The organism is Peribacillus sp. JNUCC 23, from assembly GCF_053653995.1.
In genome coordinates, this window is record NZ_CM132202.1 from 1,603,034 (window position 1) to 1,617,310 (window position 14,277).

Annotated in this window: 11 protein-coding genes; 9 read left to right on the forward strand and 2 right to left on the reverse strand. The window is 36.3% G+C overall.

Features of this window, described 5'->3' with window-relative positions; translation table 11 throughout:
* Positions 1–144 precede the first annotated feature (144 nt).
* Positions 145–426 carry a YlaN family protein gene (locus JNUCC23_RS07645; protein ID WP_049680650.1) on the forward strand — a complete coding sequence of 94 codons (282 nt, stop codon included), beginning with the start codon at positions 145–147 and terminating at the stop codon, positions 424–426.
* 350 nt (positions 427–776) lie between these two features.
* A complete protein-coding gene (gene pyc / locus JNUCC23_RS07650) occupies positions 777–4,217 on the forward strand; it encodes a pyruvate carboxylase (RefSeq protein ID WP_454215098.1) in 3,441 nt (1,146 codons plus the stop codon).
* Between the two features lie 48 nt (positions 4,218–4,265).
* Here pyc and JNUCC23_RS07655 read toward each other — a convergent pair whose 3' ends face one another.
* Positions 4,266–5,243: a COX15/CtaA family protein gene (locus JNUCC23_RS07655; RefSeq protein WP_454215100.1), complete on the reverse strand. Its 978-nt coding sequence runs from the start codon at positions 5,241–5,243 to the stop codon at positions 4,266–4,268.
* A gap of 683 nt (positions 5,244–5,926) precedes the next feature.
* On the opposite strand from JNUCC23_RS07655, the gene cyoE reads away from it, so the two are divergent.
* The 7 genes from cyoE to JNUCC23_RS07690 all read left to right on the forward strand — a co-directional run bounded on the left by cyoE (position 5,927) and on the right by JNUCC23_RS07690 (position 13,118).
* Positions 5,927–6,859, forward strand: a complete 933-nt coding sequence (cyoE, locus tag JNUCC23_RS07660) for a heme o synthase (protein ID WP_454215102.1) — start codon at positions 5,927–5,929, stop codon at positions 6,857–6,859.
* A 352-nt stretch (positions 6,860–7,211) separates the two neighbouring features.
* A complete protein-coding gene (gene coxB / locus JNUCC23_RS07665; RefSeq protein WP_403073138.1) occupies positions 7,212–8,291 on the forward strand; it encodes a cytochrome c oxidase subunit II in 1,080 nt (359 codons plus the stop codon).
* A 28-nt stretch (positions 8,292–8,319) separates the two neighbouring features.
* Positions 8,320–10,191 carry a cytochrome c oxidase subunit I gene (gene ctaD / locus JNUCC23_RS07670; protein ID WP_403073140.1) on the forward strand — a complete coding sequence of 624 codons (1,872 nt, stop codon included), beginning with the start codon at positions 8,320–8,322 and terminating at the stop codon, positions 10,189–10,191.
* The gene (locus JNUCC23_RS07675) at positions 10,191–10,817 is read left to right on the forward strand and encodes a cytochrome (ubi)quinol oxidase subunit III (RefSeq protein WP_062181521.1); all 627 of its coding nucleotides are present in this window, start codon (positions 10,191–10,193) and stop codon (positions 10,815–10,817) included. Before ctaD ends, JNUCC23_RS07675 begins: the two co-directional genes overlap by 1 nt.
* A 3-nt stretch (positions 10,818–10,820) precedes the next feature.
* Positions 10,821–11,156 carry a cytochrome c oxidase subunit IVB gene (ctaF, locus tag JNUCC23_RS07680; protein WP_403073142.1) on the forward strand — a complete coding sequence of 112 codons (336 nt, stop codon included), beginning with the start codon at positions 10,821–10,823 and terminating at the stop codon, positions 11,154–11,156.
* A gap of 253 nt (positions 11,157–11,409) precedes the next feature.
* Positions 11,410–12,312 (forward strand): cytochrome c oxidase assembly factor CtaG, encoded by a 903-nt coding sequence (ctaG, locus tag JNUCC23_RS07685; protein ID WP_454215105.1) that lies wholly within the window; start codon positions 11,410–11,412, stop codon positions 12,310–12,312.
* 344 nt (positions 12,313–12,656) lie between these two features.
* Entirely contained in the window at positions 12,657–13,118 is a 462-nt protein-coding gene (locus JNUCC23_RS07690; RefSeq protein ID WP_403073146.1) for a DUF420 domain-containing protein, read from the forward strand.
* 168 nt (positions 13,119–13,286) lie between these two features.
* Here the strand turns inward: JNUCC23_RS07690 and JNUCC23_RS07695 are convergent, their stop codons facing one another.
* Positions 13,287–13,649 (reverse strand): YugN family protein, encoded by a 363-nt coding sequence (locus JNUCC23_RS07695; protein WP_403073148.1) that lies wholly within the window; start codon positions 13,647–13,649, stop codon positions 13,287–13,289.
* Positions 13,650–14,277: the final 628 nt, after the last annotated feature.

Genomic DNA, 14,277 nt, shown 5'->3' on the forward strand with positions numbered 1-14,277 from the left:
TGGCTTACTATTATATGTTTGAATAGATAGATTATTGTAGATAAGAGCTGGGTGACGGCTTATCTAATTATCCTTGCTTTTTTAGACAACTAAGGGTAAAATTTATAGATAAGAATGTACGCTTCATTGGCGGGGGGATTTCGTATGGCATCTGAAATGCTTGTCAATCATCAAGAAAAAGCTTATGCTTTATTAAAAGCAGATGCTGACAAGATTCTTAAATTGATAAAAGTACAAATGGATAATTTAACTATGCCTCAATGTCCTCTATATGAAGAGGTTCTAGATACTCAAATGTACGGCCTATCTCGTGAAATAGATTTCGCTGTTCGTTTAGGTTTAGTCGATGAGACGGAAGGAAAGTCACTCTTAGAATCGCTTGAGAGGGAACTATCTGCTTTACATGAGGCTTCTTTACGAAAATAATATAGTAAGAAATTAACTCAAACGAATCATCATAGTTGTTTGAGTTTTTTTATATAATTCAATTATATTATATTAGATTCCTATTATTGTTATATACTTTTTTATTATAATTGTATTATACTATGCAATAATAAATTCTATAATCAAAACTATTTTGAATTTTAAAAAACCATTGACTAAAACGGTTTTTTGGACCAAAATTATGAATAAAAATGTCGTAATGTTCAAACTATGCCTCATAATAAAAATTGTTTAAATGTGCAATAACTATGTGTGAATAAGATCTTGATTTGAATCTTGCTCTTTTTACAATATACAAATGAAAAATACATAAAAGTAGGTGTGAGTTAATGGTAAAACGTATAAAAAAAGTTTTGGCAGCAAATCGGGGAGAAATCGCAATTAGGATTTTTCGAGCTTGTACAGAATTAAATATCAGAACTGTAGCTGTATACTCAAAAGAAGATCAAAATTCTTACCATCGTTTTAAAGCGGACGAAGCATATTTAGTTGGGGAAGGAAAAAAACCAATTGATGCTTATTTAGATATTGAAGGGATCATTGAAATTGCCAAGAAAAAAAATGTTGATGCGATTCATCCTGGATATGGATTTTTAGCAGAAAATATTGATTTTGCTCGTCGTTGTGAGGAAGAAGGAATTATTTTTATTGGTCCTGAGACAAAACATTTAGATATGTTCGGTGATAAAGTAAAAGCAAGAACTCAAGCTGAACTAGCGAATATTCCTGTTATTCCAGGAAGTGATGGTCCTGCAACTTCTGTGAAAGATGTAGAGGCATTTGGTCAAACGCATGGTTTTCCAATTATTATTAAAGCATCGCTTGGCGGTGGTGGACGAGGCATGCGTATTGTTAACAACCTAGAAGAAGTTCAGGAGGCGTATACAAGAGCAAAATCTGAAGCGAAAGCGGCTTTCGGTAATGATGAAGTATACGTTGAACGCTTTATTCAAAATCCAAAACATATTGAAGTACAGATCCTTGGAGACAAACATGGGGAAATTGTTCATTTATATGAGCGTGACTGTTCCGTTCAAAGACGTCACCAAAAGGTAGTGGAAGTAGCTCCATCCGTTTCTTTAACAGAAGATCTAAGAATGAGAATTTGTGAAGCTGCTGTACGATTAATGGAAAATGTTAACTATGTGAATGCGGGGACGGTTGAATTCCTTGTTGCAAATCATGAATTTTACTTTATAGAAGTAAACCCACGTATACAAGTTGAGCATACTCTTACTGAAATGATTACTGGAATAGATATTGTTCAGTCACAGATATTAATTGCTGAAGGTCATAAATTATACGAAAAGGAAATTGGTATCCCTCATCAAGCTGAAATTACAACGAATGGTTTTGCTATCCAGTCAAGGGTAACAACTGAAGATCCATTAAATGATTTTATGCCGGATACTGGGAAATTGGCAGTTTATCGTTCTGGCGGTGGCTTTGGAGTACGTTTGGATGCAGGGAACGCATTCCAAGGTGCAGTTATAACACCTTATTATGATTCCTTATTAGTTAAAGTTTCGACTCATGCACTTACCTTTGAAAAAGCTGCAGCGAAAATGGTGCGTAATTTAAAAGAATTCAGGATTCGTGGAATTAAGACAAACATTCCGTTCCTTGAAAATGTAGTAAAACATGAGAAATTTATAACTGGTGAATATGACACTTCGTTTATTGATACAACACCTGAACTGTTTTCCTTCCCTGTGCGTAAAGACCGTGGTACGAAGATGCTTTCCTATATTGGGAATGTAACAGTAAACGGCTTTCCTGGAGTGGAAAAGAAGAAGAAACCAGTGTTTGAAAAACCAATCATTCCAATAATCTCAGCAGATGTTCCGACACAGCCAGGAACAAAGCAGATACTTGACGCAAATGGTGCTGATGGTCTCGTGAAATGGATTAAAGAACAAAATGATGTCCTGATCACAGATACGACGTTTCGTGATGCTCACCAATCTCTTTTAGCAACAAGGATTAGAACAACAGATTTATTGCAAATTGCTGAACCAACGGCAAAACTGGTGCCGAATCTGTTCTCTCTTGAAATGTGGGGAGGAGCTACGTTTGATGTAGCTTATAATTTCTTGAAAGAAGATCCATGGGACAGGCTTCTTGGGTTAAGAAAGAAAGCACCAAATGTCCTTTTCCAAATGCTTTTACGCGCATCTAATGCTGTTGGCTATAAGAACTATCCGGATAATGTAATTGAGGAATTCGTCCAAAAATCTTCACAAGCAGGGATCGACGTATATCGGATTTTTGATAGTTTAAACTGGGTTAAAGGAATGGAAGTTGCTATTGACGCTGTTCGACAATCCGGGAAAATAGCAGAAGCAGCTATTTGTTATACAGGAGATATAAACGACCCAACACGAGTGAAATATTCAATTGACTATTATAAAAATTTAGCGAAGGAATTGGAGAACCAGGGAGCACATATTCTTGGAATCAAGGATATGGCAGGTCTCTTAAAACCAGAGGCTGCTTATCGATTGATTTCGGAACTTAAAGATACTGTAGATATACCGATTCATTTACACACTCACGACACAAGTGGAAATGGTACGTATATGTATGCAAGGGCGATAGATGCAGGTGTTGATATTGTTGATACAGCACTTGGTTCAATGGCTGGGCTCACTTCTCAACCAAGTGCTCAAACGCTTTATTACGCCCTTGAAGGAACGAAACGTCAACCGAAGCTTGAAATTAATTCTCTTGAGAAATTGTCTACCTATTGGGAAGGTGTAAGAGCGTATTACCATGATTTCGAAAGTGGCATGGTTTCACCACATACAGAAATTTATCAACACGAAATGCCTGGCGGACAATACAGCAATCTTCAGCAACAGGCAAAGGCAGTAGGGTTAGGCGATCGATGGAATGAAGTGAAAGAAATGTATCGCCGTGTAAATATAATGTTTGGGGACATTGTTAAAGTTACGCCTTCTTCCAAAGTTGTTGGTGATATGGCTCTATTCATGGTCCAAAACGATCTATCTGAAGAAGATGTCATGACAAAAGGAAAGACAATGGATTTCCCAAATTCAGTGATTGAACTTTTTGAAGGGTATTTAGGTCAGCCAGAAGGGGGATTCCCTAAAGAATTACAAGAAGTGATTCTAAAAGGTAAAGCTCCAATTACCGTAAGACCTGGTGAATTATTAGAGCCGGTTAATTTTACTGCATTACGAGATGACTTATTTAAAGAACTTGGTAGACCGGTTACAAGTTTTGATGTATTAGCCTATGCGCTTTATCCTAAAGTATTTTTGGATTATGTAAAAACATGCGAACAGTTTGGTGATTTATCGCACCTAGATACGCCAACATTCCTTTATGGTATGGGGCTTGGTGAAGAAATAGAAGTGGAAATCGAAGTAGGTAAGACTTTAATTGTTAGACTTGTTTCGATCTCCGAGCCGCAAGCTGATGGTACAAGAGTGATTTATTTTGAATTAAACGGTCAATCCCGTGAAGTAATCATAAAAGATGAGGGCATAAAGTCATCTGTTCAAGCCAAGCCTAAAGCAGACTCGAAAAATCAATCACATATTGGAGCTACAATGCCAGGTACAGTACTAAAAGTAGTTGTTGAAAAAGGAGATCAAGTTAAGCAAGGGGATCACCTTATTATAAATGAAGCAATGAAAATGGAAACGACTGTACAAGCTCCATTCTCTGGAGTTATTACAGATATCCATGTTAAAAATGGCGATGCAATTAGTACAGGAGATTTATTAATAGAAATAACTAAATAACGAAAAATAGAAGGCTGACCTAGGTCAGCCTTCTATTTTTCGTTTGTATTAATGAATCGTGACTGAAGAATTTGATATGTCTTCATCTTTATTTTTCATATGCGTTGTTTGTATTAATGCCAATTCATTCTTTTTGCTTCTAGAGGTTAAAAGTAGTAAATAGCTGAGAACGCCAAAGAAACAGGCGATAAATAAGGCATGAGAGAGTGCGATTATCAGATTCAGTCTTGAATAGATAATAAAAGCCCCAGCGACTACTTGAAGAAAAACAAGGATTAACGCATAAAGCCAACCCCAATAGAGTACTTTCTGCTGTCGATACCGCCTAAATGCTAGAACCGTTATATAAAGGACCCAAATGAAAATGAGCCCAGCAGCTGCCCTATGACCCATTTGTACCCATTCATACATGTTAGAAGGTAGTATAAACTCATCATTGACACAAAGCGGCCAGTCTTTACATACAAGACTGGATTCTGTATGCCTTACTAATGCGCCAGTATAGACTACAAAAAAACAATAAGAGATTAAACCGAAGATATGAAATTTCATTCGTTTGTCAACGATCAATTTATCTGCTTCAAACTTCTTGTCCACTTCAAAGATCAGTAATGTTAGCAAGAAAACAGCAGCAAAAGAAATTAATGAAATCCCAAAATGAGCAGCGAGTACAAAATCGGATTGTCCCCATTTAACTGCAGCTGCTCCGATTAATCCTTGAAGAAGAAGAAAGCAAAAAGAGAGAGCAGAAAGAAATTTAGTTTCCCGGATATCACCAATCTTTCTCCAGCTCCAAACAGAAAGAATGAGAACCATGAGACCCACAACACCGGATACTATTCTGTGTGCGAATTCAATTAATAGTTCTGGTGTAATTACTTTTGGAATGAGCTGGCCTTCACATAATGGCCAAGAACGCCCACAACCCATACCAGAATCCGTTTTAGTTACGAGGGCACCTCCTAATAAAATAAGCAACATCCCTAACGTTGTTAAAACAGCAAACCATTTTAAACGCTTTTGCATGTACTCCACCTTCTTTAAATGCTTTTGAGTAATTACAATTTTGACTATGTATGTATCTTAGCATATTTATATCAACTATGATGTCAATATTTCGACAATTATTGTAATTATATGTGTAATCAGTTATTTGGGGACTTTTTGAACACGCACTTTTAGTTATAGAAAAACACTTACTTGATAATAGCCACGATAGCCACGTGAAAAGGATATTACAATAAGAGTTATACATCGTTATACCTTTAGAACTAATCTAACTTAATCAGTGGAGAAAAATTATAGTCTAATTATTTAGATTTTTCATAAAGAAGGTTGAAAGTTTTCAAAGAGTCTGGTAGAAATAAAGAGTATGTATAAAAATGATTTCTAATTGTTTAGTCCTTAGGCAAGGTGGAAGTGAAGATCTTTCCTGATAGAGTCACAATTCCGTCATAAAGAAAAGGAAAAACATACACAAAAGAATTGGAAAGTGTGTTTTAATATCAGAAAAAGGTATTTACTTCATTTTGCTTTTATAGTATTTTGGGTGCCAGTCTCTATATTAGGAAAGTTGTCGAAGCTTTGGGTAACATTGCTTTTAATAATTTGACGCTTCCATAGTTACAAATAATGAAAAGTATGGAATAATGGTAAGGAACCTAAATACATTAACGTATTTGTCGAAATACTCTAAGGAGGAATGAATAATGTCTGATTCGAGAGTATTGACAGAAGCTGATATGAAAACTAACTCTATATCTATTTCTGACAATGAAACAACACCATGGAAGGATTTCCTTGCTTTAATAAAAATAGGAATCGTAAATTCTAATTTGATAACAACCTTTACTGGTATATGGCTTGCACTGCATTTTACTGGCATGCCATTTTTAACGAATTTGGATAAAGTGTTCTTTGCTTTGGCTGGCTCAGCTTTAATAATGGCTGGCTCATGCAGTTTTAATAATTATTATGATCGGGATATTGATCATTTGATGGAAAGAACGAAAAATCGTCCTACTGTTACCGGCAAGGCAAGTGCTTCAAAAGTTCTGATTCTTAGCTTTGTATTGATTGGCCTTGGGATCGCTATGCTAGCAATGACTAATATGACAACTGCAATCTTGGGTAGTATTGGCGTTTTTGCTTATGTTGTTCTGTATACAATGATTACCAAAAGAAGGTATGTATCAAATACAGTAGTTGGCAGTATTTCCGGGGCAATGCCACCATTAATTGGGTGGGCAGCAGTTGATCCTGGATTAGGAATCATTCCCTGGATGTTATTTTTAATTATGTTTTTATGGCAACCTCCACATTTCTATGCACTCGCAATGAAAAGAGTGGAAGAATACCGCGCTGCTGGTGTCCCGATGCTTCCAGTTGTTAAAGGATTTAAAGCTACCAAAAGATCTATGGTCCTTTGGGTAGCATGGTTGATTCCTGTTCCGTTTTTCATGACAGCTCTTGGGACAACATATGTAGTATTAGCAACAATCTTAAGTGTTGGATGGTTTATCCTTGGAATTTATGGATATAAAATGAAAGACGACTTAAAATGGGCCAAGCTAATGTTTGTCTATTCATTAAATTACATGACTATTTTGTTTGTAGCAATGGTCATACTTACACTTATTTAAGTAGTTAACTAAAAAAATTCTAAGAATGTCTCAAAAGGGCAGTACCCTTATGAGGCATTCTGATAATACATAGACAATTGTTTAAGAGTAAATAGAATTGTTATCATAACGCATCACTTTTATCCCACATTAATGGGCAGTAAGACCCCATCCCTTAAGGCTTCGAGGAATCAAAGAAGCGTAAGAGAGGAGAACTGCCTCATAAAAGCCTGATTGAAGATTCACTTTATTTTTTTTTATTCCTTCAAAAGGGAATTCTTTCTTTAATTAGAAATTTAAGATAGAAAGAAATTCAAAACTTGCACATTTAATAATTGTGAGAAATTTTTTACGAAAGAGGGGTTTCTAAAGCATGAAAAAAAGGCTTAGAAAGTGGCGTCTGATTTCATTATTCGCGATAATGACGCTAATTCTAGCAGGCTGTGGAGAAGCAAATCTATCCGCGCTAAAACCAGCTGGAGAAGTAGCGCAAAAACAGTTTGACTTGATGGTATTAAGTACGTTAATCATGGTAGTGGTTATCATCGTGGTAGTCATTCTTTTTGTTACCGCTATCGTTCGTTTCCGTCGTAAAGATGGTGACGAAAGTATTCCGAAACAAGTTGAAGGAAGCCACAAACTGGAAGTGATTTGGACGACTATCCCAATCTTGCTTTTAATTATTATGGCGATTCCAGTCGTAACTTACACATTCGAGTTGGCTGATACTTCCGCTATGGAAGTGAAGGATAAGGATGGTAAAACAAAGGATGCTGTAGTTATTAACGTCCGAGCAAACCTATACTGGTGGGAATTTGAATATCCCGATTATGGGATTTTCACAAGCCAGGATTTAGTTGTACCTACAGATGAAAAGGTTTACTTTAATCTTGAAGCTTCAGATGTTAAGCATTCATTCTGGGTACCGGCAGCAGGCGGTAAAATGGATACGAACGTAGACGGCGTTAACCAAATGTATCTTGTATTCGATAGTAAGAAGTCGAATGAAGCGCAAAATTTATTTTACGGAAAATGTGCAGAACTTTGCGGACCTTCCCATGCCTTAATGGATTTTAAAGTCGTAACGAAATCTAAAGATGATTTTAACTCTTGGGTAAAGAGTATGCAGACTGTTGCCAAAGAACCAAAAGTTGCTGAAGGCGAATTAGCACAACAAGGACAAGAAATCTTCAATCAAAGTTGTATTGGATGTCATGCTGTTTCAACAAGTGGCAATGGCGCTGGGATGGGACCTAACCTTGCAAACTTTGGAGAGCGTGAACGTATTGCTGGTTTTCTGCCTCATGATAAAGAAAATTTGAAAAACTGGATTAAAGCTCCAGATGATTACAAACCAGGTAACACAATGGCTGGTAAGTATGGCAAATTGACAGATGAGCAGATTGATGCACTTGCTGAATATTTACTTAATCTTAAAGTTGAAGATAAGTAAACATATTGATTGAATTGGAGGTTAAATCGTGAGTACGTACGCTAAGAAACAAGGATTTGGCGCAACGTTATGGGATTTTATGACAACAGTCGACCATAAAAAAATCGCCATTCTTTATTTAATATCCGGCGGACTATTCTTTATTCTCGGTGGCTTGGAAGCGATGTTCATTAGAATTCAGCTTGCAGTACCTGATAATAACTTTATGAGTGCCGGAGTTTTTAATGAAATGATAACGATGCATGGTACTACCATGATTTTTTTGGCAGCGATGCCTATATTATTGGGAATAATGAATGCTGTCATGCCGCTTCAAATTGGAGCGCGTGATGTCGCGTTTCCATTTCTAAACTCTTTAGGTTTTTGGATGTTTTTCTTCGGTGGTGTTATGCTGAACCTTTCATGGTTCCTGGGCGGCGCACCTGATGCGGGATGGACATCATATGCATCATTATCCATCCATTCTCAAGGACATGGAGTAGACTTCTATGTATTAGGACTTCAAATATCAGGATTTGGTACGCTTATTGCAGGAATTAACTTTCTTGTTACGATCATTAATATGCGAACTCCAGGTATGACCTATATGAGAATGCCTATGTTTACATGGACAACTTTTGTTGTTTCTGCACTAATACTTTTTGCTTTTCCTCCGTTAACGGTTGGATTAACTTTAATGCTTTTTGATAGAATGTTTGGAGCGAATTTCTTTGATGCTGCTGCAGGCGGTAATACAATTATCTGGGAGCATTTATTCTGGATTTTCGGGCATCCTGAGGTGTATATCTTAATTTTACCTGCGTTTGGTATTTTCTCTGAAATTTTAGCAACATTTTCAAGGAAAAGACTATTCGGATATTCATCTATGGTATTTGCAACTGTTTTAATTGGTTTCTTAGGATTCATGGTTTGGGCTCACCATATGTTTACGGTTGGCTTGGGTCCGATAGCGAATGCGATTTTTGCAGTAGCTACGATGGCGATTGCTGTACCAACAGGAATCAAGATCTTTAACTGGATTTTTACCATGTGGGGCGGAAGTGTCAGATTCACGGTTCCAATGCTATATGCTGTATCATTTATCCCGTCGTTTACGATGGGGGGAGTAACTGGGATTATGCTTGCTGCTGCACCTGCAGATTATCAATATCATGACAGTTACTTCGTTGTAGCTCACTTCCACTATGTAATTGTTGGTGGAGTTGTCCTTGGTATTCTAGCTGGTATTACGTATTATTGGCCAAAAATATTTGGAACGATGTTAAATGAAACATTAGGGAAGTTTACTTTCTGGTTATTCTTAATTGGATTCCATTTAACTTTCTTCATCCAACACTTCCTAGGTTTATGGGGGATGCCGCGCCGTGTATTTACGTATCTTCCAGGGCAAGGTTGGGACATATCTAACTTAGTAAGTACAATAGGAGCAATGTTTATGGCAGTGGGAGTAATAATTTTGTTAATCAATATTATTATTACTTCTGTGAAAAACGTAAGAGTTGGCAACGATCCATGGGGAGACGGACGTACATTGGAGTGGGCGATTCCTTCACCACCGCCGTTCTACAACTTTAAGCAGTTGCCACTTGCTCGCGGCTTAGATGCTTATTGGATTGAAAAAATGGAAGGTAAAAAGGAAATGACACCTGCAGAACCGCTCGGTGACATTCACATGCCAAATGGATCTATCATTCCTATATGTATTACTTTCGGTTTGTTCATTGCATCATTTGGGGCATTGTACAACATGGATGATAAGCCTTGGACAATACCAGTTATTATTATTGGTTTATTGATTACATTCGGTTCAATGCTGATTCGTTCGATAAAAGACGATCACGGGTTCCACATTCATAAAGAAGACTTGATGGACGATAAAGATAAGGAGGTAAAGGCATAATGCACGTAGAAGAAAAATTTACAGATGCTACATGGCCTGCGGCTCCTGAAACAGCAACGCTAGAAGGAAAAAATAAATATTTAGGATTTTGGTTGTTCCTTGGTGGAGAGACTGTTCTTTTCGCTTCGCTTTTTGCAACCTATCTTGCGTTAAAAGATAAGGTGCCAGATTCAGGAATGCTGCTTGCTAAGGATTTATATGAAATCCCGCTAACATTTGCAATGACAATGATCTTATTAACAAGTTCATTAACAAGTGTTTATGCAATGTATCACATGAAAAATAACAGTTTCCAGAAAATGCAAACTTGGCTTCTTATTACGGTTGTGCTTGGCTTTAGTTTCCTAGCATTAGAAGTTTATGAATTTAATCATTATGTTCATTTAGGTCATACATTTACTAGTAGCGCATATGGTTCAGCCTTCTATACGCTTGTAGGATTTCATGGCGCGCATGTCACGTTTGGTCTAATGTGGTTTTTATCACTTATGTTGCGAAATGCAAAACGTGGTTTAAGCTTATATAATGCACCTAAATTCTTTGTTGCAAGTTTATACTGGCACTTTATTGACGTAGTTTGGGTATTCATCTTTACGGTCGTTTATTTAATGGGAATGGTGGGATAACTGATGACAAATCAACAATCTAATTCAGCGAACCCGAATTTAAATTTAGAATATCGACGCAAACAAAATGCAGAAGAAATGAAGCATCAAGTCATTACTTTTTCAATGATGATTTTCTTTACGCTTATCGCCTTTGCAATGGTGGCAATGGAATCAATCTCACGTTGGTTTACAATTCCAGTCATTCTTCTTCTTGCTGCAATTCAGGTCATTTTTCAGCTTTATTATTTTATGCATATGAAGCATAAGGGACATGAAACGATTGCGTTATTTATTTATTCTGGATTGACAGTAGGGTTAATCACTGTCCTTGTCTTTCTTACAATCGTTTGGCTTTAATTTTTGAGAAAGAGCTGGCGCTTTAAACTGCCTGGTTCAAAAATACTAACTAATCAATCTGGATTATAGTGTTACAGTTGAGTCGGTGCTTTAGGGCCGGCTCTTTCTTATCCTGTCTATTATTGGATAACAATGTTTTGGTTCATACGAAGACTGGATTGTTAAAAGTAACCAATTTTAAGGGAAATACTAGTCTCTGTTATAGAAAAAGAGGTATAATAGGGGTAATAAGTGTAAAATAGAGGTGTTAAATATGTCTATCGATATTTTTGGTTTTCGTGCATTATGGAGTCCATATTTCTTAGTTTCTTTGATTCTGGTCATTGTCAGTTATGTTTTACTCGTATCTAAATTTCGCCGTAAGTTTATTAATAATGAACCAGTAGGAATAAAGCAGCAAGCACTTTTCATTACAGCAATTGTGTTATTGTACGTTGTTAAGGGATCTCCTTTGGATTTACTGGGACATATTATGTTCAGTGCACATATGGCTCAAATGGCTTTTTTGTATTTAGTTGTACCGCCCTTGCTAATAATGGGAATCCCTGAATGGCTTTGGCGTTATATCCTTCACGTACCATTAATTAAAGGGATGTTTAATGTCTTTACGAAACCACTTTTTGCATTAATTACTTTTAACGCTTTATTTTCTTTTTACCATATTCCTTTAGTTTTCGATTTTGTGAAAACTGATATGTTGTTACATGCAGGGTATACGATACTGCTGTTTATTTCGGCCATATTTATGTGGTTTCCACTAGTCAATCAATTGCCTGAACGAGCTAGTCTTTCTGGTGTTAAGAAAATTGCCTATGTATTTGGAAGTGGAATCTTAATGACGCCTGCTTGTGCACTAATTATTTTTGCAACTGATCCGTTGTTTTCAACTTATTCAGATGCGTCTGCTTGGTTAGTGGCAATGGAATTATGTGTTCCAGCTTCTGCACTGTCTGGCTTAACTTTAAGTGGTCCTGAAATGTTTAATGGACTTCCAATCATGGATGATCAACAACTTGGTGGCGTTCTTATGAAGATTATTCAAGAAATTGTTCTTGGCGTTACACTAGGTTATATTTTCTTCGCATGGTACCGTAAGGAAAACGGATCAAATGATGAAATAGACCCTATCCCGCCCCATTTACAGCCAGTTAAATAGAACTTTGCATGAAAATCTTAACAATAAAAATAAATTAGAAGATTTTATCGAGGATTTCTCAAAAGGGTCTGACCTCGCACTCTAATCAGTCTGTAGTGTCTCTTACACTAATCTTGTACTGTATTTAGTTGTTGCGTGGTCTGACCCTTTGCTTTTTTGTATCGTAAATACCCTTGTGATTGACGCTAGAAATCATAACTTTAAGAAAAAATAAAGCAAGTTGCATTCATTTGATCTTTAAAAGTGAGCATTCTGTTAAGAATATACGAACTTGTTGAATTTTTGAATGATGTCTTATAAAATGAATACGATGAATATAAATAGAGAGGGCGTTAAAGCAGATTATGTCTTTACCAATTCTTCCAACGATTAGTACGTTTTTTATTGTCTTGAGTTCAATCACCGTGGCAATTGGTTGGTATTTAATTAAGAAACGTAATTTTAAGGCTCACCAGAATACAATGTTAGCTGCGGGTGTATTTGCTATCATTTTCTTTATCATTTACGCTTCAAGAACAGTTTTTCTTGGGAATACGTCCTTTGGTGGCCCAGATGATATTAAAATCTATTATACCGTTTTTCTGGTCATTCATATTACCCTAGCAACTGTAGGAGCAATACTTGGTATCATGATGTTTACTTTAGCTTTTAAAAAGAAATTTGCTACTCACCGCAAGATTGGGCCATTTACAAGTGTTATTTGGTTCTTAACTGGAATAACGGGGCTTGCAGTGTATTTTCTATTATATGTTCTTTACCCAGGTGGAGACACTACATCGCTTATTAAAGCTATTCTTGGCACTTAAATTGAAAAGATTGAATACATTCTAGAAAAAAGGGGATGTCCCAAAAACAAAGGTTTAGGCTCCACTATTACAATATACAGTTTAAGTTAAGTGTTTGTAACACTATAAACTGTGTGTAAAGTGTGAGGCCAAGACCCATTTGGGGCATCCTCTTCTTTTTGATATTTCTTATAATCCGTTGAATTCATCCAGTTCTTTTTTCAACTCTGCTAATATGCTCTCACATTGTTTAACTAGGGTGGATGGGAACTGTTCATCTTCTCCATATTCTAGACCGTGAGGATAGTAATGCTTGCCTAATAGTGGAACTAGTAACTTAATAACTGCTTTATGAGCCCCTACATCACCTTCAACCGCATACCCTTGTACACGAAGATAAAAAACACCATCCTTCACTTCGAATTTACGATCGTAACTGACACGTTCGTAATCCCATTGTTCAGCTCTAACTAAACCATAGTCAGTCATTAGACTATCAAGGCGATTTAAATCTCCAGTCATGTTTTCAAATCCATATTGTTCGAATCTCACGAAAAAACCCCCTATTCATACAATTAAATATGTAGTAAATAAAATAAATCAATGGTACATGTTATAATCCTTAAAGGTTTGTATAGACCAAATTCCCTCATATTTTATAATAGTATGAATTTATACAAGTTGCAATCGCTATCTTTCCGTTTATTGGTATCATTCACAGAAATTCCATAAATATTAACGGATTTTTAACATTTATTCTAAAGATATCAGCGGCCCATTTTCTATAATAAGTGTAATAATCATGATATAATTAGGATTAGGCATGAAGGGGTAAATTAGTATCATATGATTTGTTCTCGAAATTTAGGAATTAATAAACGAGTACTAATTATTTTGACTTGTTATATGGGTTATAAAATCCATTTACGGTATGTGGGATCATGCGAGAATGCCTGCGGGTGCGGCTTTTTAAAATAGACTTTGTCAAATGACCATCAGAAAAGGAACATAAAATACGGAATTTCTTAAGCTCAGAAGGCGTTCTAATAGGAATTAAGGAACTTGGTGATTCTTTCATAGTTCAGGACGCTTTTACTTTTTTAAAAAGAAAAAGAGAGGGGAGTGTCTTCTGAAGACGTTCGCTAGAATTATTTTTTTCGTTATTGTATTTTTTATTTTA

Excerpts from the sequence above, each read along its gene's own strand:
- JNUCC23_RS07645 (WP_049680650.1), top strand. The coding sequence starts at position 145 with ATGGCATCTGAAATGCTTGTCAATCATCAAGAAAAAGCTTATGCTTTA.
- pyc (WP_454215098.1), top strand. The coding sequence starts at position 777 with ATGGTAAAACGTATAAAAAAAGTTTTGGCAGCAAATCGGGGAGAAATC.
- JNUCC23_RS07655 (WP_454215100.1), bottom strand. The coding sequence starts at position 5,243 with ATGCAAAAGCGTTTAAAATGGTTTGCTGTTTTAACAACGTTAGGGATG.
- cyoE (WP_454215102.1), top strand. The coding sequence starts at position 5,927 with ATGTCTGATTCGAGAGTATTGACAGAAGCTGATATGAAAACTAACTCT.
- coxB (WP_403073138.1), top strand. The coding sequence starts at position 7,212 with ATGAAAAAAAGGCTTAGAAAGTGGCGTCTGATTTCATTATTCGCGATA.
- JNUCC23_RS07675 (WP_062181521.1), top strand. The coding sequence starts at position 10,191 with ATGCACGTAGAAGAAAAATTTACAGATGCTACATGGCCTGCGGCTCCT.
- ctaF (WP_403073142.1), top strand. The coding sequence starts at position 10,821 with ATGACAAATCAACAATCTAATTCAGCGAACCCGAATTTAAATTTAGAA.
- ctaG (WP_454215105.1), top strand. The coding sequence starts at position 11,410 with ATGTCTATCGATATTTTTGGTTTTCGTGCATTATGGAGTCCATATTTC.
- JNUCC23_RS07690 (WP_403073146.1), top strand. The coding sequence starts at position 12,657 with ATGTCTTTACCAATTCTTCCAACGATTAGTACGTTTTTTATTGTCTTG.